Consider the following 24,703-nt stretch of genomic DNA (forward strand, 5'->3'; position numbering starts at 1 on the left):
CGGGGAGGGTGAGATGTCCGTGATGCAAGCCCTCGATCTCCGCCGGCGGTCCGCCTCGAGCGTGCCGCCGCCGGCTGCCGACGCGAAAGCCGCCGTCCCGGTGGCCAAGCTGATCGACGTCAGCAAGTGCATCGGTTGCAAGGCCTGCCAGACCGCCTGCCTCGAGTGGAACCAGCTCGACCAACCGATCGGTTACACCGACGGCACCTACAACAATCCGACCGATCTCACGACCGCTTCGTGGACCGTGATGCGCTACACGGAGTACGAGCAGGGCGACGATCTCGAATGGCTGATCCGCAAGGACGGCTGCATGCATTGCGACGATCCGGGCTGCCTCAAGGCTTGCCCGGCGCCGGGCGCGATCGTCCAGTACACCAACGGCATCGTCGACTTCATTTCCGACAACTGCATCGGCTGCGGGTACTGCGTGAAGGGCTGCCCCTTCAACATCCCGCGCATCTCGCAGGCCACGAGCAAGGCCTACAAGTGCACGCTCTGTTCGGACCGGGTGGTGGTCGGGCAGGCGCCGGCCTGCGCCAAGTCCTGCCCGACCCAGGCGATCTACTTCGGCACGAAGGAAGACATGATCGCCCACGCCGGCAAGCGCATCACCGACCTGAAGTCGCGTGGCTACCAGAATGCCGGGCTCTACAATCCGCCGGGCGTGAACGGGACGCATGTCATGTACGTGCTGCAGCATGCCGACAAGCCGTCGCTCTATGCCGGCCTGCCTGACAATCCCCGCATCAGCCCGCTGGTCGGCATCTGGAAGGGCGTGATGAAGCCGCTTTCACTGGCAGCGATCGCCTTCGCCGGCGCCTTCGGCTTCATGCACTACGTCACCAAGGGACCGAACAGGGTCACCGAGCACGACGAAGAGAAGGCGGCCGAAGTGGCCGGGAGCGACCGGGCATGAGCGAACACGCCAAGCCGGTGAGCCGCTACACCACGGCGGCCCGCGTCAACCATTGGATCACCGCGGTCTCGCTGATCCTGCTCGCGCTCAGTGGGATGGCGCTGTTCCATCCCTCGCTGTACTTCCTCACTTACCTGTTCGGCGGCGGGCAGATCACGCGGGTCATCCATCCCTGGATCGGCGTCGTCCTCGCCGTCAGCTTCCTCGGCCTGTTCCTCCGCTTCTTCACGCTCAATTTCTGGAACCGCGACGATACGGTCTGGATGAAGAACCTGGGATCGGTGATCAACAACAAGGAAGAGGGGCTGCCCGAACTCGGCAAGTACAATGCCGGTCAGAAGCTCGTCTTCTGGGGGCAGTCGATCCTGATTCTCCTGCTGCTCGGCAGCGGCTTCGTGCTGTGGGACACCTACTTCTTCTCCTACACGACCATCGACCAGAAGCGTCTCTCGGCGGTGGTCCACGCGCTGTGCGCCATCGGTGCCATCCTGATCTGGATCGTGCACGTCTACGCCGCCATCTGGGTCAAGGGCACGATGAGCGCCATGACACGTGGTTCTGTCAGCGGCGGCTGGGCGTGGAAGCATCATCGCAAGTGGTTCCGCCAGGAAGTCGGCAAGCCCTGACCTCCAGTCCTGAAAATCCCACATCTGCCTACGGCGAAAACATCCTCGGCGCCGCCGCCGAGGGTGATCGCATTCGCCTGCCCGACCTGTCGACGGTCTTTCAACGCCGCGCTGCCCGTCTCCAGGCGCTGGCGCCGGGCCATGACCTAGAGGGGTTTCTTCATCTGATCGCGGCGTTGGTGCAGGCGCAGCACCAGGCATTGTCGGGCCTGCCACCGGGTTCGCTGCCGGGTTCGGCGGAGATCGGCAAGGCTCGCCTCGTGCAGCGTGCACCGCTTGATCCCTCGATCCGGCCACGCGACGAGAGCTGGCGTGTGGCGCTGTCGCGCATTCTCGACAGCATCGACGACGAGGTGCTGCCCGACGCGGCCCGCGCTGCCCGTGAGGTGCTTCTGCAGGCCAGTCCCGCATCGCTCGAGGCGCTCGCCGATCGTTTCCTCGGCGGCGATGTGGCGGCCGGCGAGGCGGCGCAGGCGGTGTTCGTGGCGGCGGCCCTGCAGGTCGTGTGGACCCGCATGGCGGCCCTGCTCGATGCCGCCGATCTTTCGGGTGCCGAGGAGGGGGGCGACTGTCCGGCCTGCGGTTCGCCGCCCGTCTCCGGACTCATCTCGCCCGGCGGCACGAAGTTCGGCCACCGGCACCTTCACTGTTCGCTGTGCGCCACGTCGTGGCGCTACACGCGGGTGCGCTGTGTCCATTGCGGCAGCACCGACAAGATCTCGTTCCGCAATCTGGCAGGGACCGCGTATCTCCGCGCGGAATGCTGCGAGGTGTGCCAGGGCTACTCCAAGGTTTTCTATCTGGAGAAGGTGCGCCCCCTGGAACCGCTGGCCGACGACCTGGCCTCGCTCGGGCTCGATGTGCTGGTGGGTGAGGCGGGCTTCGCGCGCGTGCCAAATCCGTTCGTCCTGGGCATGATGGAGCCGCCGGAGAAGTGATTGATCGGCCGTTGGGGCTGAGCCATGTTGGCCGCCGGCGGACCGGACGTCCGGCCTTTCTCTGGTAGGAAAAATCCCGTGTCGCGTGCCGACCGCGCCGATGGCGCCCCCGAAACCCGTCCCCTGTCGATCGATCGCATGGCCTCCTGGCCGACCGTTGCGCCGCTGATCGCGCGCGCCGGCCGCCCGCTCGTCGTCGAAGCGCTCCGGGCCTGGGTCGACGAGCGGCGGGGAACTCCCGAGGTGGCGAACGAAGCTGCCTGCGTGCAATGGTGCACGACGCGACTGGGTGTATTCCTGCAGCCCTCTCAGCGCCGCGTGTTCAACCTCACCGGCACCGTCCTGCACACCAATCTCGGGCGGGCCCTGCTCGCCGAGGAGGCCATTGCCGCCGCCGTCGAGGCGATGCGGTCGCCGACGACGCTCGAATACGATCTCGAGGGTGGTGCGCGCGGCGAGCGCGACGATCACATCGCGCCCTGGCTCTGCCGGTTGACCGGCGCGGAGGCCGCGACGGCGGTCAACAACAATGCGGCTGCCGTCCTGCTGGTGCTGAGTGAGCTCGCGGCGGGCCGGGAAGTCATCGTCTCGCGCGGCGAGCTGATCGAGATCGGCGGGGCCTTCCGCATTCCCGACATCATGGCGCGTGCCGGCTGCCGGCTCGTCGAGGTCGGCACGACCAACCGTACCCATTTCAAGGATTACGCGGCGGCGATCGGGCCCGACACGGCCGCGATCATGAAGGTCCATCCCTCGAACTACGCGATCCAGGGCTTCACCAAGTCGGTTGCGGCGGCGGAGCTCGTGCCGCTGGCGCGCGAAAAGGGCGTGGCGCTGATCGAGGATCTCGGCAGCGGCACCCTGGCCGACCTCGAAACCTGGGGGCTGCCGCACGAGCCGACGGCGCGCGAGGCCATCGCCGCCGGCGTCGATGTCGTGACTTTCTCGGGCGACAAGCTGCTGGGCGGCCCGCAGGCGGGCCTGCTGGTCGGCCGCAAGCCGCTGATCCAGCGCATCGCCCGCAACCCGATGAAGCGGGCGCTCCGCCTCGACAAGGTGCGCCTGGCGGCCCTCGAAGCGACGCTGAGGCTCTATGCCGATCCGGGGCGACTGGCCGAGCGCCTTCCGACCATACGCGCCCTCGCGCGGCCGGCCGCCGACATGCGCGCCGTGGCGGAGCGGCTTCTGCCGGCAGTGAACGCGGCGCTGGGCCGAGATGCAACGGCAAGTGTCGCGGAGGTGCGGGGGCAGATCGGTTCGGGCGCGCTGCCGGTCGACCTGCTGCCGTCGTTCGCGATCGCCATCAAAGCGAAGGGCCTCGACCGGATTGCCGACCGTTTCCGTCGCCTGCCCATTCCCGTGATCGGCCGGATCAGCGACGCTACGCTCTACTTCGATCTTCGCACGCTCGACGACGAGCCGGCATTCGTCGCCCAATTGGACAAACTCCATGTCGTGGCTGGCTAGGCTTCTCGATCGCACGCCACCGCCAGAGCAGCGGATGGCAGAGGCGCTGGCGGCGTGGAAATCCGGCAACTACGGCGTCGCGCTGGACCAGTGGGCGCCGCTTGCCCATGAGGGCAACGCACGGGCGCAGAGCAACATGGGGGCCGCTTTCCTCAAGGGGCGCGGAGTCGAGCAGGATCACGCCAAGGCAACCCTCTGGCTTCGACGCGCGGCCGAGCAGGGCGACGCCGGCGGCCAGCGCAATCTCGCCCTTTGTCATTACGAAGGATGGGGCGTGCCGCAGGACCACGCCGAAGCCGCGCGGCTGTATGAGGCGGCGGCGCAGCAGGGCGATGTGGAAGCGCAGGACATGCTGTCGTGGATGAAGCTGCTGGGCGGAGGCTGCCCGCAGGACTATGCCGGCGCCCGTCTATGGGCAGAGAAGGCGGCGGCACAGGGCAGCGTGGCGGCCATGGCCCGGCTGGGCGACATCCATCACAACGCGCTGGGCGTCGAGCGCGACGCGGCCGCGGCCGCCCATTGGTGGGGACGCGCCGCCCGGCTCGGCCATGCGGAAGCGCAGGCGATGCTGGGGGCGGCCTGTCTCGCCGGCAAGGGCATCGATCGCGATGTGGTGGAAGCGCTGCACTGGTTGCGGCGGGCCGAGATGGGCGGTGCGGGCGAGCTGGCCGCCGGCTTCCTCAAGGAAGCGCGGGCCCATGCCAAGCCCTCGCAGCGTGCCGAAGCAGAGCGACGGGCCGAGGAGCCTTTGTCATGATCGTGGGAACGGCGGGCCATATCGATCACGGCAAGACCGCTTTGGTGAAGGCGCTGACCGGTGTCGACGCCGATCGGCTCAAGGAGGAGAAGGCGCGCGGCATCACCATCGATCTCGGTTACGCCTACAGCGATCTGGGCGACGGACGCCAACTCGGCTTCGTCGACGTGCCCGGTCACGAGCGGTTCGTGCACAACATGCTGGCCGGCGCCACCGGCATCGATGCGGCACTGCTGGTCGTGTCGGCGGCGGAAGGCATAAAGCCCCAGACCGTGGAGCATCTGCAGATCCTCGACCTGCTGGGCCTCGATCGCGGCATCGTTGCCCTCACCAAGGCCGATCTCGCCAACGACGATCAGCAGCTCGAGCGTATGGCCGAGATCGAGACCCTGCTCGCCACGACCTCGCTGCGCGGGGCGGAGATCGTGCCCGTGTCGTCAGTGACAGGGCAGGGCATCGACGAGCTGAAGGAAAAGCTTCTGGTGCTCGGCGAAAGCGGTAAGGGCGCCGCGGGCTTCGCGCGCCTCGCGGTGGATCGCTGCTTCGTCCTGTCCGGAGCGGGCGTCGTCGTCACCGGCACCGTGCACGCCGGCGAGATCAGGGTCGACGACCGGCTTCTGCTGACCCCGTCCGGTATCGAGGCGCGGGTGCGGTCGCTGCATGCCCAGAACCGGGCCGCTGCGGTGGGACGCGCCGGCGAACGCTGTGCACTCAATCTCGCCGGACCCAGGCTCTCCAAGGAATCGATCAAGCGGGGCGATTGGGTGGTCAGTCCGGAACTGCATGCGCCCACGGACCGAATCGACGTCCGGCTGAGCCTGCTCGCCTCCGAAGCGCAACCCCTGAAGCACTGGTCGCCGGTGCATGTTCACCTGGGCTCTGCGCACGTCATGGGACGCGTGGCGCTGCTCGAAAGCGAGAAGCTGGCGCCGGGCGACACGGCCCTCGCGCAGATCGTGCTGGACGAAAAGGTCGGCGCGCTTGCGGGCGACAGGGTCATCCTCCGCGATCCGTCCGCGACGCGCACGATGGCCGGCGCGGCGGTGATCGATCCGTTCGGGCCGCCGCGCAACCGGCGGGCCGAGCGGCGGCTGGCGGAGCTGGCGGCTCTTGCCGTGCAGGATGACGAGGTCCTGCAGCGGCTGCTGCGCCTTGAAAGCGGCTATGTCGATGCCGCTCGCTTCGGTCTGGCGCGCAATCTCCGCCCCGCCGAGGTCGAGACACTCGTCGGGTCGGCGGGCGGGCAGACGCTGGAAGGCTTCGGCTTTCTCGCCGAGACGCTTGAGGCGGCGCGCACCGACATCGTCGAGACACTCAAGGCATTCCACGAAACCAAGGCCGATGCGCCGGGTCTCCAGGCCGAGCGCCTGCGGGTGACGCTGAAGCGCCGCTGGCCCGCATCCGTCTTCAAGGTGCTGCTCGACCGCGAGATTCGGGCGAAGACCGTGGTCGTCGATGGCGCGTTCCTGCGCCTGCCCGGTCATTCGCTGAAGCTTGGGTCGCGTGACGAGGCGCTGTGGAACAAGATCGCGGCCGAGATGACGCGCGATCGTTTCAAGCCGCCGCGAGTCCGCGACTTCGCCCATGCCTACGGCGCCACGGAGGTCGACACGCGCCGGCTGCTGCAGCGGCTATCGAAGCTCGGGCGTGTGGTCGAAGTGGCGCCGGACCATTTCTTCCTCCGCCCCGTCGTGGCCGAGATGGTCGGCATCGTGAACGCCTTCGGTCACGAATTCAGTGCGGCCGAGTTCCGCGACAAGCTCGACAATGGGCGCAAGCTGGCCATCCAGATCCTCGAATTCTTCGACCGTCACGGCATCACGATCCGCCGCGGCGACCTGCGCCGGGCGGTCCCGCAGAAGGCCGGACAGTACGGTCCGCCGCCTACGGCTTTGGAAGCGGTCCGCTCAGGCTGACGGGCGCGCCGTCGGGGCCGGAGAAGAGGGACAGAAGAAAGCCGTGCTCCTCGTGGGGAGCGCCGCCGACATTCACGCCTCGTGCGGCGAGATCGGCTCGTTTGGCGGCGAGATCGGGAACACGCAGTCCCGGCTGCCATGTCCCTGCCGGATTTGCCGGCGATGCTGGTTGAAGAGCCAGTCGGGTGGCGCCGGTGTCGAATTCGGCCCATTCCGGGGTCTCGAACTTGAGTTTCAGGCCGACAGTGTCGCGCCAGAAGGCTATGGCTGCAGCCAGGTCGGAGACGTTCGCGATGATGTACTTGAGTTCGGCGGTCATGATCTTGAATTCCTTGGGAGATTCATCCTAGCACGGGAGGTGACAGGGGATTGGTTCTGGTGAATCATCTGTCTTGGAGGGGAAGCGCTCCCGGTGGGGCGGCTGGCCTTCAAAGCCAGAGAGGGCCGTTAGCCGGTTCTTAGTGGGTTCGACTCCCACTCTCTTCCGCCATCTTGCTTGTTTCTTCGGAGTCCAGACGACCGATGCGTACCTTGATCTTCGTCGCCCTGCTGTCGCTGGCGGGATGTTCGGCAAATTCCCAGTATTCGGAGCCTTGGACGGTGCGATCGGTCAAGCAGTCGTACGACGCGCGGGATGCCTGTCTGGCGAAGCATGCGGCCTCGTATGCCGTCGACGGTTCGGATGCATCGAGCATTGGACGCACCATCAGCTCGAACTGCGAGGCCGAGACGAACGCGCTGATCGCAACCAGCAACCGGCACAACGACCCGGTCGTGACGGCCGCGATCCGGCAGGATACCGATTTCAGGGCGACGGGCTACGTGCTGAAAGCGCGTGGTCAGTACAACTAGGATGTCGACCGAGGCGGAAGTGACGAACGACGACGCGACGAACGAGGACGCAAAGATCGCGCTGGCCAACCTCATGATCCGGAAGGCCGGTCTCATCCGGACCGTCCGGCACGAAATGCACAAGCAGGGCGTCGTCTACTACGTTGGCCTGACCGAGATTCTCGAGGCCATCGAGCGAGCGAAGAAAGAAGACTGATTCTCACATCTTGAAAGGATGCCGACATGCTTCGATCCATACTGACGATGACTGCGGCTGCCGCTCTCCTGGCCACTCTCGGCGCCGGCGCCCATGCGCAGACGCCTGCCGCTCCCGGTACGCCGCAGGCGGCCGGCAAGTCCGGCGCCAATGTCGGCTCGCTCACCTGCAAGGTGGCGGGGGGCATGGGCTTCGTCTTCGGCTCGTCGAAGGACCTCGACTGCATCTTCGCCCGCACTGACGGGGTCGGTGAGAAGTATACAGGTGCGATCAAGCGCTACGGCGTCGATATCGGTTTCACCAAGGAATCGCAGATCGTCTGGCTGGTCTTCGCCCCCGGCAACATCGCGCCCGGCGCCCTGGCGGGCGGCTATGCCGGCGCGACCGCGCAGGCCACGGTGGGCGGAGGCGTCGGCGCCAACGTGCTGCTGGGCGGCGGTAGTGGCCAGGTTACCCTGCAGCCGGTCAGCGTCGAGGGCAGCGTCGGCCTGAACGTCGCGGCCGGCGTCGCCGAGGTCGAGCTCAAGTACGCCAAGTAGTAGAGGCTTGCAGCAGGGCCGCCGGTCGGGTCAACTCCCGGCATGCCCTCGGCCGTAGACTCCCTAATCGCCCGCCTCCAGGCGGATTGCACCGCGGCCGAGACGGCCGAGCGTAAGGTGCGAGCCGCCGTCGAGGCCCAGATCAGGGAGGCCGAGCGGGCGCGCACTTTCGCGTGGCGCCGTCTCAGCGCGCTTTCAGATATGGCGCGAGTCGCCGCGCTGGAGCCCGATCGCGACCTCGCCGTGGAGCGCCAGCTCGAAGCGCTGTTCCGCGACATCGGCTGGATCGAGAACGGTCTGGCCGAACTGGGCGAGGGAGCCCGGCCTTTGCTCGACTGGCTGCGGCCGATCGCCGAGGCGCTCCATTCCGAAGCGCATCCGCAGGAGCCGGAGGACGGCCAGCCGGCCGAGCCGCCGGTGATCGCCGATCCGATCGCGGCCTTTCGTGCCTTCGAAGCCTGGTACGAAGCCGAGCGCGGCGAGCCGTTTCTGCAGGTCTTCGATCGCTATGTGCCGCCCACGCCCGTGGTGGAATTCTAGGCGCACGATGAAAACCGATTTCGAGCACTGGCTAGCGGCTCAGTTTGCCGATACCGGTCCGTTCACGATCTTCATCCTGCTGGTGCAGATCACGTCCTCGAACGCCGTGCCGCTGCGATCGAGTTATGCACACCTGATCGGCGACGAGATGACTTGGAAGGAGATGCGGACACTGCTCGATGGCGCGCGAGCGCCGTGGGATGGCGTCGCCTTCTTCGTCGGCCTGGGCCACGAAGGCGGTCCGCTCCCCGAACCGGTGGCCGCGCGCAAGCTGAAGGAGGTCGAAGCCGACGTGAAGGCCGATCCGCTGACGCTCAACCGCGGCCTGTTCTTCGATCGCGAGGGGCGGCATCTGCGGATCGACGAGAGCATGGCATGACTGACGATGGGTCGGTCCGTCGATCGGCGCGCCGTCTCACTGCCGAAGGCAGCGAGACGCTGGAGGAGACGGTCGCCGAGGAGGTCGCGGTGGCGCTGGTCTACAATGGCATCAGCCATGCGGTGATGATGGCGACGCCTTGCGACCTCGAGGATTTCGCCCGCGGCTTTTCCCTGACCGAACGGATCGTCGGGCGGCCGTCGGAGATCTACGACATCGAGGTCGAGCCGGTCGGCCGCGGCATCGAGGTGAGGCTCGAGATTGCGGCTCAACGCATGGCGGGTCTTCAGGAACGGCGGCGCAGCCTTGCCGGTCGCACCGGCTGCGGCCTGTGCGGGGTCGACAGCCTGGACGCGGCGTTGCGCTCGGCCCCGGCGGTGTCCGATCCGCGGCCGGTGGCGCGGTCGGCGATCGAGCGCGCCATGGCTGGGCTCCCGGAACATCAAAAGATCAACCGGACGAACGGCGCCACCCATGCCGCAGGCTGGGCTTCGGCGGATGGCGTGCTGGTGGCCGTGCGCGAGGATGTCGGCCGTCACAACGCGCTCGACAAGCTGGCCGGCGCGCTGGCGCTGAGCGGCGGTGCCGGGCCCGGCGGCTTCGTGGTCGTGACCAGCCGCTGTTCCTACGAGATGGTGCAGAAGGCCGCAGCGATCGGTGCGTCGGCCATCGCGGCGGTTTCCGCCCCGACGTCGCTCGCCATCGAGACGGCCGAACAGGCGGCCGTCGCGCTGGTGGCATTCGTGCGCGAGGGTCGCCTGACCGCCTATGCTCACCCCGAACGGATCTTGGCGTGACGAGCCAGCGCCTCTTCGGCGTCACCGGCTGGAAGAACGCCGGCAAGACGACCCTGACGGAGCGCCTGGTGGCGGAGTTCGTGGGGCGCGGCTGGCGGGTATCGACCATCAAGCATGCCCATCACGACATCGACATCGACCGGCCGGGCACGGATTCGTATCGCCATCGCGCCGCTGGCGCCGGTGAGGTCGCCCTGGTTGGCGGCCTGCGCTACGCCATCATGCGCGAGACGGCCGAACCATCGATCTCCGAGGTTCTGGCGCGCCTTGCGCCGGCGGACCTCGTCCTGATCGAGGGCTACAAGCGCGAAGCGCACCTCAAGATCGAGGTGCGGGCATCACGAGAGGCCGAGCCGCTGGCTCCGGTCGATCCCTCCATCGTGGCGATCGCCGCCGATGTCCAGCCCACCGACTGCGGTTTGCCCTGGTTTCGTCGCGACGACATCGCCGCCATCGCCGACTTCATCGCCGCCAGGACGGGTTAGGGCACCTTCTGTCCGGCGAAGACGCCACCGGCCTGATAATTCGGACCATTGACCGTGAACACGCCGGCTTGGTTCTTCGTGGGATCGCCCTGCCCAGGCAGGAACGCGCCGGTCATGGACATGTTTCGACCCGGGTTGGTTGTCGATGACAGGCTTGAATTGAAACCGTAGTTGCCAGTGCGTGACGTGGTGCCGCTGTAGTTGCTGTTGTTGAAGTTCGCGGTCGTCGTGCCGGTGTTGCTGCCGAAGGACCAGGCCTGGTTGTAGCTGCCGGTACCGAAAGAGACGCGGCCATTGTCTCTTACGAGGCCGGCCATCGTGCCGCTGTAGGTAACTGTCGATTGCATCGTGTTTACTTTGCTCACGATGTCCGGCGTTGGTTGCAACGTCGGCGCGATCCCGTTGGCCTGCGTAATCGCGTTGGTTATTGTGTTGCTCGGGTTGACGTTGCGCGGCCCCGGACCGCTGCCGAAGCGGTCGCCCAGCGTATTCCCACTGCCCTTGCCGGAATTGGAATCCGAGAAACCTGAATTCTGGGCGGCCTGATCGCCGCCGCCCGATTGCCCGCCGCCCTTGCTGCCTTCGAGCTGGGCCAGAAAAGCGCCCAGGGCACCGGGCGGCACGGCGCTGGCCAGGCCCGGCAGGGCCCCGAACAGCGTCGTCACCTGAAAGCCGGGGCGCGTGACGATCTCGACCTTGCCGCCGGCGCCGACGGTCATGCTGATGCCGAAGACGAAGATGGACATCGTCTCCTTCTGGTCGACGTTGAAGATGCTGATGCCGCCACGGATGCCGATCGTGCTCGACGGTGTGGTCACGGTGATGGCGTTGGTCTTGCTGATCTTGCCGCCGACCAGACGGAACACGCCCTTGCTGGCATTGATGGCCAGGTCGCCGGTCTTGGTTGCCGGATCGTAGACGAACTTGTCGATGGTGAGCTGCGCGTTCGGTCCGACCGACAGCGACGTGCCGTCGAGGAACATCAGGTGCGCACGGTCGTTGGCCGTTGTGGTGATGAGCTCGTTGGCCTGCACGTCGACGCCCACGCGCAGCACGCGTTCGGCCTCGCTGGGGGGCTTGCCGCGCGGATCGCCGTCGGCCGCCGAGGTGACGCCGACCTTGGCGCTCGCGGCGACCGGCAAAAGGGAAGTGCCCGCGGCAAGAATCGCAGCGGTCAGCAGGGACAGGTTCGCGCCGGCAAGTCTGGTGGACACTGTGACCTCCTGAGCGGCGCTAGAAGCGCCAGGTTACTCCGATGAGCGCACTGTTGTTCGTGAACGCGTAGTTGGGAATGTCCGCCGACCTCACGAACCTTCCGCCCGATACCGTGAACATCGTCCGCTGATCGAAGGGAACGGACAGGGTTATATTCAGGATCGTGTCCGTCTGCTGTCTGGTAACGGACGGATCCACGACTGCATCTGGCTGGTCATAGTACCACCACTGCACGTTCGCAAACAGGCTGATGCTCCACGGCATCTCGCTCTTGAACAGCGGGTCGGCGAAGGAGAAGGACATGCCGCCGCCCGCGCCGTAGAGCGTGTAATTCTGCCAAGGCGTGCTGTCGGTCTGGTAGCGCTGGAGATTGCCGTTGGCATACAGCATCAGTGCCTCGTTCACCTGGTACTGGAACGTGGAGTTCGCGGAGTACTCGACGCCGGTAAACTGGTTGTTGGTCGGGAGATACCAGCTGTTCTGGTACATTTGCCGCCGCCAGACGAAGTTCGTGGTGTTGCGCAGCTTGTCCGACAGCAGGGTGCCCACTTCGAGACCGGACCCGAAGCTGCCGTAGTAGGGGACGTCGTTGACCCAGATATAGCCCACCGTACCGAACGGCTTCAGGCTGACATCCTGGAAAATGCCCTGGAAGGCTTGGAAGCGCGGGCCGGACGTCAGGTCGAGAATCGACACGTTCGCCGCCTGGATCTGGAACTGCCGGTTGAGGTAGCCCGAGAGCTGGGTCTCGAGCTGGCCGCGGTTGTTCTGGCCGAGATCATAGGTGTGGCGGACGAAGCCCGAGGTCACGGCACCCCAATCGGCGGTGCCGAGCGCCGCCTGGTTGAGATTGGCGGTTTGGCCGAACAGGCGCACGCTTGACGTCGGGGGGCCGAGGTTTGCGTTCGATTGATAACGCATGCCGGCGAAGATCTCGCCGCTGAACCGCGACTTGGTCAGGCGCTTCTCCGACTCCGCCAGGAACTGTTCGGCGCGCGCCTTGACGTCGGGCGGGAGCGACACCGACTTGAGTGTCATCTCGAAATAGGTCCGGGCCACTTCGAACGAGCCCAAGCGGTAATAGAGCACGCCCAGTTCGAGGCGGACGCGCGGAAGGTCCGGGTCCACCACCAGCATGCGTTCGAGCGCCGAGATTGCGCCTTCGAGATCGCCCGTCTTCGAGGCGATCATGGCGAACTTGAACAGCACGTCGAGATCGGACGGCTTCTTCAGCATTTCCTGGAAGGCCGCGTCGTACTCGGCCTCGTCCGCCGCCGAAACGGCTGCAGTCTGCGCGAGGGCCGCCGGCGCGCCCGGCACGACAGCCCCGATGCTGCCGGCGAGAAGCACGGCGATGAGGCTCGCGCATCGTCCGAAGCTGCTCACGATGATTCTCCCCCCCCGTTTCCCTTTGGTGCGGGAACGTCTGCTCAGAGAGAATGAAGCAGCAGGGATGCTAGATCAACCAACTCCGAGCGATGAGTGTCCAGGCGATGAAAGGACCGGCGCGAGCGGCACGCATCCGCAAGACCATGCGGCGATACTGACGATCTCCAAGGGCCGTCACGAACCGTTCTTGCTCACGGATCATCGCAGTGAGCATGCGGTCAAGCATGAGCGAGTAGGTATTCCCCCAGTTGCGGCTCGACAGATGGAGCCTGCCGCCCAGCACCGGATTGTCCGCCGCGCCGTTGCGGCCGTGGAGACGGTAGGCATAGAGCGCATCGTCGATCAGCAGGGAGCCCGCAACCATCTGGGCCATGACGACGAGGTAGAAATCCATGTGCAGACGGAACGCCTCGTCATCGTCGGGAAAAACGAGGTCGACCAGCGAGCGACGGAACATCATCGAGGAGGTGCTGACCCAGACCCAGTGCACCACGCGTTTTGTATAGAGCCGGTAGGGCGTGTGGCTCTGCCAGGCGGCCGTGCCGCGCGCCGTATCGAGATTCGGGACGCGGCTCGCGTCGAGCGGGACGAACGCCTGGTCGCGATCGGCGCGGGCGCGGTCCTTGCCGAACCAATACATGCCGCCGGCGATCAGCTCGTCCTGTCCGCTGATCAGGCGCGCATTGCACGCCGTGAAGCCCACTGCGTAGCTCTCGTTCAGATGCGCGGCGAGATGACGTTCGAGGAAGTCCGGGTTCCACAGATCGTCGGAATCGAGAAAACAGACGAACATCGCGCGGGTCTCGGCGAGGCCGCGGCGCGTGGCACCGGTCTGTCCGACATTCCTGTCGAGACGGATGTGCCGAAAGCGGGAGTCGGCGAGCTCTGCGAGCGCCTGCTCTACGACCGCGACCGAATCGTCGGTCGAAGCGTCGTCGACGATGACACACTCGAAGTCGCGCAACGTCTGCTGCGCGACCGAGCGGATGGCGGCGGCGATGTAGTCACGGCAGTTATAGCACGTGACGACGACCGAGATGCGCGGAAGCCTGGCTTCGGTCACTTCGCCGGCCCGAGGAAGTCGAAGTCGACACCTTCGTCGGCCTGCAGCACGGTCTTGAAGAACAGGCCGGTGTAGCCGCGGTCGCTGCCGGGATGGGGCGGCGGCGCCTTCCAGTCCTTGCGACGCGCTGCCAGCGTCTTGGTGTCGACATGCAGTTCGAGACGGCGCTTGGGCACATCGAGCGTGATGCGGTCGCCGGTCTTGACCAGCGCGAGCGGTCCGCCGACCGCAGCCTCGGGTGCGACATGCAGCACGATGGTGCCGAAGGCCGTGCCGCTCATGCGCGCATCGGAGATGCGGATCATGTCCTTCACGCCCGCACGTGCGAGTTTCATCGGGATGGGAAAGGAGCCCGCCTCGGGCATGCCGGGCGCGCCCTTGGGGCCGGCGTTGCGCAGCACGAGGATGTCCTCGGCGTTCACATCGAGATCGGGATCGTCGCCGCGCGCCGCGAGATCCTCCAGGGAGTCGAACACCACGGCGCGGCCGGTATGGGTCATCAGCGCGGGCGACGCGGCCGCGTGCTTGATCACGGCGCCGCGCGGCGCAAGATTGCCGCGCAGCACGGCCATGCCGCCGGTCGGCTTGATCGGATCCTTCGACGTACGGATCACCGTCTGGCCCGGCACAATCTCGGCCGCGTCGATGACCTGCTTCAGCGTCTTGCCGGCGACGGTCCTGCATTTCTCGTCGAGATTCTTGCGAATCTCCTTCATCAGGCGCGAATTGCCGCCCGCCCAATGGAAATGCTCCATGTAGTGATCGCCCGACGGCTTGAGGTCGACCAGCACCGGAACGTTGCGCCCGATCTCGTCGAACTCTTCCAGCTCGATCTCGATTCCCAGCCGTCGTGCGACGGCTGTGAGATGCACCAGCGCGTTGGTCGAGCCGCCGATCGCCTGCAACACGGTGAGGGCGTTGCGGAAGGCCGCCTTGGTCATGATCTCGCTGGGCTTTGGGCCCTGCTTCACGGCCATTTCTGCCGCGAGCCGGCCGGTCTGTTCGGCGATCCGCAGCCGGTCGGAATGCGTGGCGGGGATCGAGCCGCTGCTCGGCAGGCCCATGCCCAGCGCCTCGACGATGCATCCCATCGTGCTGGCGGTGCCCATCACCATGCAGGTGCCCTTGGTCGGGGCGAGACGCTCGCTCACCTTCTCGATGTCGGACTCCGAGAAGGTGCCGGCGCGATACTGTCCCCACAGGCGGCGGCAGTCGGTGCAGGCGCCCAGCACCTCGCCCTTGAAGTGGCCGACTAGCATCGGGCCCACCGGGAGGACGACCGCCGGGCGGTCGGCGCTGGCCGCGGCCATGAGCTGGGCCGGCAGGGTCTTGTCGCAGCCACCGATCAGCACGACCGAATCCATCGGCTGGGCGCGGATCATCTCCTCGGTGTCCATCGACATGAGGTTGCGCAGGAACATGCTCGTGGGATGGGAGAAGCTCTCGTGAATCGAGATCGTCGGAAAGACCATCGGCAGTGCGCCGGCCAGCATGACCCCGCGCTTCACCGCCTCGATCAGGTCCGGCACGTTGCCATGACAGGGATTGTAGTCGGAGAAGGTATTGGTGATGCCCACGATCGGCCGGTCGAGCGCATCGTCGGAATAGCCGCCGGCCTTGATGAAGGCCTTTCGCAGGAACAGCGAGAAGCCTGCGTCACCATAGGTGGCGAGACCCTGGCGCAGCCCGGTTTCCTTCTTCGGTACAGCCTTCGACGTCCGGCGCTTGGCAGTTGCCATCTCAATTTCTCTCCCTGGAATGCTGCATTTTGTCAGGTCGGCCCATCGCCGACCAGACCGGCCGCCCAGCGGGCATGCGCCGCGGCGTCGCGCTCCTCGGCAATGGTGCGCGCAAGTGCGAGTCCCATGAGGGCACCGAACTTGAAGCCGTGGCCCGAGCACGGTGACATGGCCCACCCCTTGGCGCCCGGCTTCTCCACGATGAAGCGCTCGTCGTCGGTGACGCTGTAGAAGCAGACCTTGAGATTTCGGAGGGTCCAGCGCTCGAAACCTTCGAGCAGGCTGCGGCAGCGGTCGAGCAGAGCTCCCATCTCGCTCTCCTGCGCCTCGCGGCCGCCGGCCGGATCTCCCGTGCGGCTGAACTCGTGGTCGCCGACTTTCATGCCGCGCCCGCGGACGGGCGGCACAAGGTAGAGGCCGACATCGCCGGTCTTCTCGATGATCATCGGGCCCTTCGCCCAGGCCGCGCGCTGGTCCTCCGGCAGATCGAAATAGATCACCACCTGGCGTGAGGGCACGACGCGGGTGCCGAGCGCTGGCAGGAGCCGGGGGGCCCAGGCACCCGCCGCCACCACCACGATATCGCCGCCGTGGACAGCGCCCGCCTGCGTGACGATGCGGCCTCTTTCGAGATCGACCGACCGCACTGGCGTGTTGGCATGGAGCCGCACACCGGCCTGCCTGCCGAGATGGCGTACGAGCGCGGCCACGATGTCCTGCGCCAGCAGTACGCCGCCCGTGTCGATCCAGAAGGCGCGCTCGAGGCCCTTCGTATCGAGCAGAGGAAAGCGGCGCGGCAGGTCGGCCATCGAGAGTTCGGTCATCGGCCGGCCGATCGAGGCGAGGGCGGCAGCCGACCGTTCCGCCCAGTCGGCGCCGTTGCCGCTCAAGGCGAGCGTCCCGGTCGGTTCGTAAAGGAGTTCTCCCAGGTCGGCCCACAGCAGGTCCCAGGCGGCATAGGCATCGTCGATCATTCGGGCGTAGCCGACATGCCCTCCGTAGGGATGGCGGATCAGCCGATGCTCGTCCATCGAGGAGGCCAGCAAGTTGGGCAGCGCGCCCTGCTCGAACAGTTCGACCTCGTGACCTTGGCGCACCAATCCCCAGGCCGTCGCGAGCCCCATGATGCCGCCACCAACGATGATCGCTTTCATGCGCGTCCCTGCTTTAAGGGGCATTTAGACCCCCTCTGGAAGATGTTGCAAATGCGGCCGCCATGCGCGTTGATGCCGCCGGCGCTTCCACAACCGCGAACTAATCGAAGGAACGAACATGGCAATGACCATGCTGCAGATGGCCGGGGCGCAACCGACGCCCGCCACAATGGCCGACGGAATCCTGCTGATCATCGATGCCCAGAGGGAATATACGGATGGCTTGCTGCCGCTGACCGGCGTGCAGCCTGCGATCGATGCGCTGGCGGTGCTGCTCGAGAATGCCCGCGCGGCGGGAGCCCCTGTGGTCCACGTGCGCCATCAGTCGAAGGGCAAGGCCTTCAATCCCAGCTCGACGGGCTATGAGATCGTTAAGCAGCTGACGCCGCGTGACGGCGAAATCATCATCGACAAGGGCATGCCGAACTCCTTCGCCGGCACCGACCTCGCGCCGCGGCTCGCCGCGATCGGCCGCAAGAACCTGATCGTCGGCGGCTTCATGACCCATATGTGCATTTCGGCGACGGTGCGGGCGGCCACGGATCAGGGCTTCATGAGCACGATCGCGGCCGATACGGTCGCAACGCGCGACCTGCCCGATGCGATGGGCGGCGACACGATCGCTGCGGACGTCATCAACAGGATCACGCTTGCGGCCCTGTCCGACCGTTTTGCCTGGATCGTGCCGTCGGCCCGGCAGATCGTCTGATCCTGGCGCTAGAGGCCCTTGCCGCTGACGGTGCTGATGGCGGTGATCGCCGCGATGCCGATCAGGGAAGCGATCAGTGTGTATTCGATGGCGGTGGCGGCCTTGTCGTCCGCCATCAATCGGCGAAAAAAGGACAGCATCGATATCTCCAGAGTGAATAAATGCCGGAGGCTGACTGAAGCCCCGTTCATAAAATAGGTCGAGAAATCGTCTCCAACGTATTGGACCGACACACCGGTACAATGTGAGAATTGTATCAAGTTCGTCGAGGCGCGCGCCGCAGCGAGCCTCGTGTTATCGTCGGGCAAACAAGGAGGGGGCGAGTCATGAAGTCCATTCTGACAATGGCCTGGACGTCGGAAGATCCGTCCGCGTTCGATCTGGCGGCCAAGATTGCGCACAAGTTCGGGGCGCGCCTGATCGGCCTCGAGCCGCCGTCCTACGGGGTCATGAGCATGGCCTGGGCCGATGCCGGCATGGGCGCCCCGATCGGCGGCGGGCTGGCCGAGGATGCCGAGGAGCGCCAGCGTGTGTCGGCGGTCAAGCAGGCCTTCGACGAGCGTGCCGCTGGACTTACCGCCGAATGGCGCTCGTCCGACGATAGTGGTCCGACGGCAATCGGCACGATCGGCCGCGCCTACGATCTTATCGTGCTGCCGCAGCCTGGCGCGCTGCCGAAGATGCCGGAGAGCGTCTTCGAGACGGCCTTGTTCGACTCCGGCCGTCCGGTTCTGGTCGTGCCGCCCGGTTTCACCGGCATGGTCGGAAAGCGCATCCTGTTCGCGTGGAACGGCTCGACGGAGAGTGCACGCGCGATTTCTCTCGCCATGCCCGTGCTGAGCGGGGCCGAGGCGATCGAGGTGTTGAGCGTCGAAGGTGCGATGGTTCCGGGCCCGACCGCCCTGGAGATCGCCGAGTCGCTGAAGAGCCACGGTCTCAACGTGACGGGTCAGCACGTGAAGCCCGGTGCCAAGTCGGCCGGCCAGACCATCGTCGATCGGGCCCAGGCGCTGGGCGCCGACCTGATCGTGAAGGGCGCCTATACGCAGAGCCGGCTGCGCCAGATGATCTTCGGCGGGGTCACCCGCGATCTCATCCTGACGTCGCCGATTCCCGTACTCTTCTCCTACTAAGCCAGACAATCCGCCGCCGGTGATATGCCGGCGGCCGTGCTAGAACGCGCCGCATGACGGCTCGCTCGACCGACTCCCGAGAATTGCTGTGGGGCCGCACGCTGGCGCTGGTCGCGGTCTTTCTCGCCGTGGCTGCAGCGCTGGCGTTCGGTCTGCCGAATGACGACCGAACGGCCCTGGCTCGGCCAACGATCGCGGAGAAGCTCGTCCTCTTGCGTGCAGAGCGCGCAGAGTTGCAGGCGCGCGCCGACAGCCTGACGCGGCTTGAGTTACTCCAGTCGTTCCGCGCCGCGAGCCTGTTGTTCGACGCACTGGCGGCCCGTTACGAACCCGAGCGCGAGCGGCCCTTCGACCTGCTCCCGGAAGCACGGCGGCAGGTCTTCGCGCGGCTCGATGCCGTGAATGCGGCCTTGCGCTCGGCCATCGATCGTCCCGGCGCTGCAGGAAGGGCGGAAGCCGTCGCGCAGGCAGCGAGCGGCATACCGGCCGACCTCGAGCGGATGGCGTCCGTCGATCTCTCGCCGGTCATCCTTTCCTACACGCCGATGTTCCTGGCGCCCCGCAAGCCGACGGGTGAACCCGCTCTTGTGCCGGGCCCGCCGGCCACGCCCCCAACCGAAAGCGTCTCGCGAGATCCCGTGGGGGGCAAGGGCGGGGCGGGGTCGCGGGACGGTGACGATCCGGCGATCGAGATTGAGATACTGGGACTGCGCCTTACGGCGGGCCAGACGGCGCCGGTGCTGACGATCGGCTCATGGCGGGGCGAGGCCACGGTGACGCCGGAGCGGCTGCGATTCGTCGTGCCGCGCAGCGCCTTGCCGAGCGACGCCACACGCGTTCGCTTTGCCGCCGGCTCGTTGTTTCTGCGTCATGCCTCCCGCACCTTGGTGTTTCAGGTGCTTTTCGCGTCGATTCCGGAGAAGCCAGGGGCGTTCGCGCTGGACCAGAAGGTGCAGTCCGCCGTGCCGGAGTCGAACACACTGGTGTCTCCGGAAATCCTGGCGCGCGCCCCCGCCGGTCAGGCGCGAACCGTGCGGCGTTGCTTCGATCCGCCGGCGGGGTGGCGGTTCGACAAGAGCAAGAGGCGCATCGTCATCGTGGAGCGGCTCGGCTGGCTCGACGACATTCCGGACGAGACGATGAACAGCGGTTCGGTCGAGTTCGTGCGCGAGGATCGTCCCGGTCAGATCTGCATCGCGGTCGTCGCGAAGGCGGCGACGAAGGAGGCGAGCAGCGCCACGATCGGCCGCTTCGAGGCGACGCTGGTGCGCGACGTCGCGGTGGATCGCGTCGTGCGCAGCGGAATCCGCTCCCTCGGTTGGAACGAGCCGGTCCCGGTGCCATTCGAGCCGGGGATGGTCGAATGGAAACTGTATGTCCGTCTGTTCGACGAGATCGATCGCGAGTTCGAGGGCAAAGCCGGTGTAGCGGAGGTTCCCTCCGGCCTGTCGTTCCTGCGCATCGCGATCGATGGCGAGGTGAGCCTGACGCTTGAGGCCGACACCACGGGGTTCCGCTAACGGCCGCGGGCCTCGAGGCGCATGCGTCTCTTGCCGGTTCCGTCGTTGAGGTCGAGCGTCGTGCCGGAGACCTGTGCGGTCCTGACCGCCCCCAGTGCCGCGACGAAGCTCTTCTCGAGCGCTGTCTCCGCCGGCGCACAGGCCATCAGGGTCATCGGGCCAGGCGTGAAGCGCAGGCCCGCCGGATCGAGAACATACTCGCCCTCCAGCGTGTTGCAGCCCGTCGACGCGGTGAACTTGCCGAGATCGTCCAGGCGCATCAGTGGCCGCCGGCGCCAGTCGTCGAAGGCGGGACGCGCGCCGTCGAGTTCCACCAGACGCCACTCGGTGTCGCGCAGCGCCGAACCGCGCGCCGCCAGCGCCGGACAGGCGCCGTTGCGCTTGAGACCGAGAAAGCGATCCACCGTCACGGAGTTGTTGCCGTCGAACCCGCCGACGATCTCGACGTAGAGAAACGTTTCGCGGGAGGGCGTGGCGTCCACCCAGGCCTTTTCCAGTTCCGGTTCGGCGCCGCCGGGGGCGACGCCATAGATGCGGCCGACGAGGCACGGGGCGAACAAGCCCCCATCCTGCGCGTCGCGATACATGCCGGTGAGCCTGAAACGGCCGTCGATCGGGTCGGTGACAGGGGCTTGCAGAAGCTCGGTGCCATTCTCGGCGATCAATTTGTCGACGCCGGTCTCGCGGAACGACCGGCGGCTGCCGGCGCCGCCGCGCAGAACCAGCCGGACACCGCCTTCCACCTCCTGCGCCCACTCGCCGAGATCGAGAAGAGGCTCTGCCGATTCGTCGCGCTTCTCGCGGAGCCGGAACGTTCCGTCGGGAAACAGGGTGACGGTGAGCCCCCCGCCCGCAAAGGTCCGCGGCGGCTCGCCAGGCCGGCCGGCGGCGTGACAGCGCATCGAACGACCGGAGGCGGTGAGCGTCACCTCGCGGCCGCGACCGCGCAGCTCGTAGTAGGAATCCGAATAGGCGAAACCGGATCCCGAGGGCACCCGCGACAACTCGACATCGGGCTGTCCGGGCATGCGGAGGGTCGCAAGCTCGCCGTCCCTCGAAAAGGAAGACGCGAAGTCCATGCCGCCCGGACAGGAATACATTACGTCGCCCTGGGGCACCGGCAACGGCGCGGGCCTCGGATCCGACGGAGAGAGCTGTGCGGCGGCGGGAGCCGCGAGCAGAAGGAGGAGCAGCGACAGGCGCTTCATGGCGTCGACTCCGGGATGCGGCCGTCGGCGGACAGCAACACCGCGACCGGCCGGGTCGTCTCGAATTGAGCGAGCACGATCAATGCCACCACCATGATGGGCACGCACAGGAACATGCCGACGACGCCCCAGATTGTGCCCCACACGATCAGGGAGACGATGACGACCAGCGGCGACAGATTGAGAGAGCGCCCCATGATCGCCGGCTCGATGACGTTGGCCGTCACGACCTGGATCGAGCCGAACACCAGCAACACGATCAGGAAGGGCGTGAGATTGTCGAACTGGATCAGGGTTAGTAGTGCCGGTGCGATGATGGCCAAGATCGAGCCCACGGTCGGAATGTAGTAGAAGAAGAACACCATGACAGCCCAGAAGCCCGCGAAGTCGACGCCGACCGAGGACATGACGACATAGGCGAGCGCCGAGGTCGCCGTCGCGAGCGTGGTCTTGATGCGGATATAGATGCGGATCTCGCGGTCGATGCGGGCAAGCACGGCGAGCACGCGGGCCTCCTGGCCATCGCCGTGAAAGATGGCGCCGAGCTTGCGCTTGAAGTGAACCTGCTCGACGAAGAGGAACAGCGTGTAAATCAGGATGAGCCCGGCGATGCTCACCACCGAGGCGGCAGCGGTGGCGACGCTCCCCAGCGTGTCGGCGAGGCTGATGCGGGCGACGAGTTCCGAGAGGGTCGGCGCCTGCTCTATGCCGATCAGCGGGCTGACCTGCTCCATGAGATGCGTCAGTCTGATTTCATAGGACGGCACCGCCGCCACGACAGCCTGCACATTGAGACCGATCGTGCGTCCCACGACCCAGAACAGCCCGCCGATCAGCAGAACGGCAACGGCCAGCGCCAGCGGCTGCGGCAGGCGCACCCCCCCGAATCGCGGCTGGCTGAAGGTGTCTGCCAGCGAATCGATCATGTACCAGAGCACGATGCCCAGCACGAAGGGCAGCAGGAGCCCGCGGCCGGCGACGAGCAGGAAGATTGTCGCGGCGATTACGATGGCCCACAGAGCGGCGCGTTGCAGCGTCATGACGATACTATAGGGGCTGTGGCTTGCACTTGGGAGGCGGTGTCAGCGGCGATTCAGAGCAGAGCCGCGACCGAGCATCGCGCGACCGCGTTCGGTCAGTTCGACCCTGCGCTCGCCGACTTCGCCCCCGCACTGACGCACCAGACCTTCGGCGCGCGCGTCCTCCCACACCGGGAAACGTGGACAGGAACTCTGCCAGGCGTCGAGAACGTCTTCGCGACGGCGCGGCCGGGCCGCCACCCACTCGAGAAACTGGATCATGATGAGGTCCGGGCTGGCCGACATGGCGCCGCTACCGGAAACCGCAGGCCTGCGCCGTGGCGCCTACCGTCGCCCAGCGCTGATTCTCGCGGAAGCAACCGTTGCTCCACACGCCCGTGAAGACCTGGCCGTCGGGCCCGCCGGACTTGGTTCCCCAGCCATTGGCTTGGTCGTTCGACCACTCGCCCTCGTAGCGCGACCCGTTGGCCCATACGCGCACGCCGCGTCCCTGCATCTTGCCGTTGACGACCTCACCCTCGTAGCGGCCGCCATCGGCGAACAACAGCGTACCGCGGCCGGTCCGCTGGTTGTCTCGAAAATCGCCGATGTATCGGTCGCCGTTGGTCCAGACATACATGCCATGGCCCTGTGGTCGCCCCTCGCGAAACTCGGAGATCAGGCGGGCTCCGCTCGGAAACACATAGGTTCCCTTTCCGTCGCGTTCTCCGGCCTTGAACTCACCTTCGTAACGGGCCTTGTCGGCATAGGTGAGCTTGCCCTGGCCCTCATACAGGCCATCCTTCATCTCGCCTTCGTAGCGATCCGTGGGGACGCCATTGCGAGTCCACTGCAGGGTGCCTTTGCCCTGCGCCAGGCCGAACTCGCAGGCGCCCGACCAGCTGATGGCCACGTCCGGGGCGGCGTTCATCATCACGACGCCGCAGCCGGTCTTGGGATCCTTGACCTCGTCGCTGGCCGGTGGAGGCTGACCGGGCGTGGGCGCGATGGGGAGCTGACGGGGAGGGGCGATGCTGCCCAGCTCCGGCACCGGCCTCGACGTCTGGGCTGCCGCGGGAACCGCGACCGACGTGGCGAGGAGAGCAAGGGCAAGAAGCGAGCGGCTCATGACGACGGAGATTAGCACTCCCGGCCGGTATCGTCCTTCCTCAGGTTTTCTTGCGTGTCGTCGGGGCCATCGTCATTCCGGGCCGGCTTCTTGTTCGCACTCAGCCCCAGCTTTCGCTCGAGGGTGTGGAGGAGGCTCATGACGACCAAAATAAGGAACGTGCCGAGGCCGGCAATCTGCCAAAGCCCGAAGCCGGAGGAGAGACCAACCGCTCCGGCCAGCCACATGCCGGCGCCGGTCGTCAGGCCTTGGACTTCACCGCGCGTGAAGAGGATGGAGCCGGCGACGAGAAAGGCAACGCCAGCCGTAACGGCTTCGACGGCGCGCAGCGGGTCGCTGGCGGTCTGCCGGCCTGCGAAGGCGCTGGAATGTGAAATCTCAACGGTGAGAATACCGAAGGTGGCGGCCGCGACACAGATCAGAATGTGGGTCCGCAGGCCCGCCGACCTTGCCTGCCATTCCCGCTCGAAACCAATCAGCGCGCCGAGCAGCGCGGCGAAAAGGAGCCGCGCTGCGATGACGGGAAATGGCAGGAAAGTGGGGTGCGCGATCTCTTCCAAGAGCGCGCCCATGGCTACGACGCGTACTTGAACTCGGGCAGAGCCTTGAGGGAATCCTTGGTGGCGCCCGGCAGTACGAACTTCTTGCCGTCGGTCCTCATCTGCTCATACGGAAGAGCGATCAGCTTGTCGCCGATGCCGAGAAATCCGCCGACCGAAAGCACCACGAACGGGGCCTTGCCGTCGGGGCCGACGATGATCTCGTCCACCTTGCCGACGGTGTCGCCGGCGTCATTGACGACCGAAGAACCGATGACCTTGCTGGCGCGGTAGCCGGTCGAGACCTTGACCACGTCGACCTTGGTGAGCTGGATGGTCTGAGGGGCGCCCTGCGCTGAGACGAGGACCGGCACCGACAGCGTGAAGGCGGCGGCAAGGGCGGCGGGGACAAGAAGGTTACGCATTGTGTGGCTCCATGAGAGGGGTGGGTCCTCAACGAGCCATGTTCCTTCGC

Annotated in this window: 29 protein-coding genes and 1 tRNA gene; 17 read left to right on the forward strand and 13 right to left on the reverse strand. The window is 66.5% G+C overall.

Annotated elements, in window-relative coordinates:
• Positions 1-13 precede the first annotated feature (13 nt).
• The 6 genes from fdxH to selB all read left to right on the forward strand — a co-directional run bounded on the left by fdxH (position 14) and on the right by selB (position 6,623).
• Positions 14-919 (forward strand): formate dehydrogenase subunit beta, encoded by a 906-nt coding sequence (gene fdxH, locus ACP15H_RS01755; protein WP_425064507.1) that lies wholly within the window; start codon positions 14-16, stop codon positions 917-919.
• Positions 916-1,545, forward strand: a complete 630-nt coding sequence (locus ACP15H_RS01760) for a formate dehydrogenase subunit gamma (RefSeq protein WP_425064508.1) — start codon at positions 916-918, stop codon at positions 1,543-1,545. Before fdxH ends, ACP15H_RS01760 begins: the two co-directional genes overlap by 4 nt.
• Positions 1,497-2,483 (forward strand): formate dehydrogenase accessory protein FdhE, encoded by a 987-nt coding sequence (fdhE, locus tag ACP15H_RS01765; protein WP_425064509.1) that lies wholly within the window; start codon positions 1,497-1,499, stop codon positions 2,481-2,483. The genes ACP15H_RS01760 and fdhE overlap by 49 nt, the downstream gene beginning before the upstream one ends.
• Positions 2,484-2,621: 138 nt before the next feature.
• Entirely contained in the window at positions 2,622-3,950 is a 1,329-nt protein-coding gene (gene selA / locus ACP15H_RS01770; protein WP_425069851.1) for an L-seryl-tRNA(Sec) selenium transferase, read from the forward strand.
• On the forward strand, positions 3,934-4,707 hold the full coding sequence (locus ACP15H_RS01775) for a tetratricopeptide repeat protein (RefSeq protein WP_425064510.1): 774 nt from the start codon (positions 3,934-3,936) through the stop codon (positions 4,705-4,707). The genes selA and ACP15H_RS01775 overlap by 17 nt, the downstream gene beginning before the upstream one ends.
• Positions 4,704-6,623, forward strand: coding sequence for a selenocysteine-specific translation elongation factor (gene selB / locus ACP15H_RS01780; protein WP_425064511.1), 1,920 nt, complete (start codon positions 4,704-4,706; stop codon positions 6,621-6,623). Before ACP15H_RS01775 ends, selB begins: the two co-directional genes overlap by 4 nt.
• On the opposite strand, the gene ACP15H_RS01785 is transcribed toward selB, so the two are convergent.
• Positions 6,592-6,942 (reverse strand): VOC family protein, encoded by a 351-nt coding sequence (locus tag ACP15H_RS01785; RefSeq protein WP_425064512.1) that lies wholly within the window; start codon positions 6,940-6,942, stop codon positions 6,592-6,594. The genes selB and ACP15H_RS01785 overlap by 32 nt on opposite strands.
• Positions 6,943-7,017: 75 nt before the next feature.
• On the opposite strand from ACP15H_RS01785, the gene ACP15H_RS01790 reads away from it, so the two are divergent.
• The 8 genes from ACP15H_RS01790 (at position 7,018) to mobB (ending at position 10,411) form a co-directional block, all read left to right on the forward strand.
• Positions 7,018-7,113: transfer RNA gene (locus ACP15H_RS01790), tRNA-Sec, on the forward strand.
• A 32-nt stretch (positions 7,114-7,145) separates the two neighbouring features.
• Positions 7,146-7,475: a hypothetical protein gene (locus ACP15H_RS01795; protein ID WP_425064513.1), complete on the forward strand. Its 330-nt coding sequence runs from the start codon at positions 7,146-7,148 to the stop codon at positions 7,473-7,475.
• A 1-nt stretch (position 7,476) separates the two neighbouring features.
• Positions 7,477-7,671 carry a hypothetical protein gene (locus tag ACP15H_RS01800; RefSeq protein WP_425064514.1) on the forward strand — a complete coding sequence of 65 codons (195 nt, stop codon included), beginning with the start codon at positions 7,477-7,479 and terminating at the stop codon, positions 7,669-7,671.
• 26 nt (positions 7,672-7,697) lie between these two features.
• On the forward strand, positions 7,698-8,210 hold the full coding sequence (locus tag ACP15H_RS01805) for a DUF992 domain-containing protein (protein ID WP_425064515.1): 513 nt from the start codon (positions 7,698-7,700) through the stop codon (positions 8,208-8,210).
• A 42-nt stretch (positions 8,211-8,252) separates the two neighbouring features.
• Positions 8,253-8,750, forward strand: a complete 498-nt coding sequence (locus tag ACP15H_RS01810) for a hypothetical protein (RefSeq protein ID WP_425064516.1) — start codon at positions 8,253-8,255, stop codon at positions 8,748-8,750.
• Positions 8,751-8,757: 7 nt separating this feature from the next.
• Entirely contained in the window at positions 8,758-9,129 is a 372-nt protein-coding gene (locus ACP15H_RS01815) for a hypothetical protein (protein WP_425064517.1), read from the forward strand.
• The gene (gene fdhD / locus ACP15H_RS01820; RefSeq protein ID WP_425064518.1) at positions 9,126-9,926 is read left to right on the forward strand and encodes a formate dehydrogenase accessory sulfurtransferase FdhD; all 801 of its coding nucleotides are present in this window, start codon (positions 9,126-9,128) and stop codon (positions 9,924-9,926) included. The genes ACP15H_RS01815 and fdhD overlap by 4 nt, the downstream gene beginning before the upstream one ends.
• Positions 9,923-10,411, forward strand: a complete 489-nt coding sequence (mobB, locus tag ACP15H_RS01825) for a molybdopterin-guanine dinucleotide biosynthesis protein B (RefSeq protein WP_425064519.1) — start codon at positions 9,923-9,925, stop codon at positions 10,409-10,411. The genes fdhD and mobB overlap by 4 nt, the downstream gene beginning before the upstream one ends.
• Here the strand turns inward: mobB and ACP15H_RS01830 are convergent.
• The 5 genes from ACP15H_RS01830 to ACP15H_RS01850 all read right to left on the reverse strand — a co-directional run bounded on the left by ACP15H_RS01830 (position 10,408) and on the right by ACP15H_RS01850 (position 16,971).
• Positions 10,408-11,625, reverse strand: coding sequence for a FecR family protein (locus tag ACP15H_RS01830; protein ID WP_425064520.1), 1,218 nt, complete (start codon positions 11,623-11,625; stop codon positions 10,408-10,410). The two genes, mobB and ACP15H_RS01830, sit on opposite strands and share 4 nt — an antisense overlap.
• A gap of 19 nt (positions 11,626-11,644) precedes the next feature.
• Positions 11,645-13,012: a tetratricopeptide repeat protein gene (locus tag ACP15H_RS01835; RefSeq protein WP_425064521.1), complete on the reverse strand. Its 1,368-nt coding sequence runs from the start codon at positions 13,010-13,012 to the stop codon at positions 11,645-11,647.
• A gap of 70 nt (positions 13,013-13,082) precedes the next feature.
• On the reverse strand, positions 13,083-14,078 hold the full coding sequence (locus ACP15H_RS01840) for a glycosyltransferase family 2 protein (RefSeq protein WP_425064522.1): 996 nt from the start codon (positions 14,076-14,078) through the stop codon (positions 13,083-13,085).
• On the reverse strand, positions 14,075-15,817 hold the full coding sequence (locus ACP15H_RS01845) for an IlvD/Edd family dehydratase (RefSeq protein ID WP_425064523.1): 1,743 nt from the start codon (positions 15,815-15,817) through the stop codon (positions 14,075-14,077). Before ACP15H_RS01845 ends, ACP15H_RS01840 begins: the two co-directional genes overlap by 4 nt.
• A gap of 32 nt (positions 15,818-15,849) precedes the next feature.
• Positions 15,850-16,971, reverse strand: a complete 1,122-nt coding sequence (locus ACP15H_RS01850; RefSeq protein WP_425064524.1) for an FAD-dependent oxidoreductase — start codon at positions 16,969-16,971, stop codon at positions 15,850-15,852.
• 118 nt (positions 16,972-17,089) lie between these two features.
• Between ACP15H_RS01850 and ACP15H_RS01855 the strand changes: the two genes are divergently transcribed.
• Positions 17,090-17,680, forward strand: coding sequence for a cysteine hydrolase family protein (locus ACP15H_RS01855; protein WP_425064525.1), 591 nt, complete (start codon positions 17,090-17,092; stop codon positions 17,678-17,680).
• A gap of 8 nt (positions 17,681-17,688) precedes the next feature.
• On the opposite strand, the gene ACP15H_RS01860 is transcribed toward ACP15H_RS01855, so the two are convergent.
• A complete protein-coding gene (locus ACP15H_RS01860; protein ID WP_425064526.1) occupies positions 17,689-17,820 on the reverse strand; it encodes a Flp family type IVb pilin in 132 nt (43 codons plus the stop codon).
• Positions 17,821-18,006: 186 nt separating this feature from the next.
• On the opposite strand from ACP15H_RS01860, the gene ACP15H_RS01865 reads away from it, so the two are divergent.
• Complete coding sequence (locus ACP15H_RS01865) at positions 18,007-18,813, forward strand: universal stress protein (RefSeq protein ID WP_425064527.1); 807 nt, start codon at positions 18,007-18,009, stop codon at positions 18,811-18,813.
• A 53-nt stretch (positions 18,814-18,866) separates the two neighbouring features.
• Positions 18,867-20,333 carry a hypothetical protein gene (locus ACP15H_RS01870; protein WP_425064528.1) on the forward strand — a complete coding sequence of 489 codons (1,467 nt, stop codon included), beginning with the start codon at positions 18,867-18,869 and terminating at the stop codon, positions 20,331-20,333.
• Here ACP15H_RS01870 and ACP15H_RS01875 read toward each other — a convergent pair.
• Genes ACP15H_RS01875 through ACP15H_RS01900 form a run of 6 tightly spaced genes read right to left on the reverse strand, consistent with a single transcriptional unit; the run spans position 20,330 to position 24,653 of the window.
• Positions 20,330-21,541: an META domain-containing protein gene (locus ACP15H_RS01875; RefSeq protein ID WP_425064529.1), complete on the reverse strand. Its 1,212-nt coding sequence runs from the start codon at positions 21,539-21,541 to the stop codon at positions 20,330-20,332. The genes ACP15H_RS01870 and ACP15H_RS01875 overlap by 4 nt on opposite strands.
• Positions 21,538-22,581, reverse strand: a complete 1,044-nt coding sequence (locus tag ACP15H_RS01880; protein ID WP_425064530.1) for an AI-2E family transporter — start codon at positions 22,579-22,581, stop codon at positions 21,538-21,540. The genes ACP15H_RS01875 and ACP15H_RS01880 overlap by 4 nt, the downstream gene beginning before the upstream one ends.
• Positions 22,582-22,623: 42 nt before the next feature.
• Positions 22,624-22,866 carry a hypothetical protein gene (locus ACP15H_RS01885; protein WP_425064531.1) on the reverse strand — a complete coding sequence of 81 codons (243 nt, stop codon included), beginning with the start codon at positions 22,864-22,866 and terminating at the stop codon, positions 22,624-22,626.
• A 7-nt stretch (positions 22,867-22,873) separates the two neighbouring features.
• Positions 22,874-23,689, reverse strand: coding sequence for an MORN repeat-containing protein (locus tag ACP15H_RS01890; protein ID WP_425064532.1), 816 nt, complete (start codon positions 23,687-23,689; stop codon positions 22,874-22,876).
• Positions 23,690-23,700: 11 nt separating this feature from the next.
• Complete coding sequence (locus ACP15H_RS01895; RefSeq protein ID WP_425064533.1) at positions 23,701-24,261, reverse strand: MgtC/SapB family protein; 561 nt, start codon at positions 24,259-24,261, stop codon at positions 23,701-23,703.
• A gap of 2 nt (positions 24,262-24,263) precedes the next feature.
• A complete protein-coding gene (locus tag ACP15H_RS01900) occupies positions 24,264-24,653 on the reverse strand; it encodes a PRC-barrel domain-containing protein (RefSeq protein ID WP_425064534.1) in 390 nt (129 codons plus the stop codon).
• Positions 24,654-24,703 lie beyond the last annotated feature (50 nt).

Source organism: Reyranella sp. (genome assembly GCF_965249915.1).
GTDB lineage: Bacteria > Pseudomonadota > Alphaproteobacteria > Reyranellales > Reyranellaceae > Reyranella.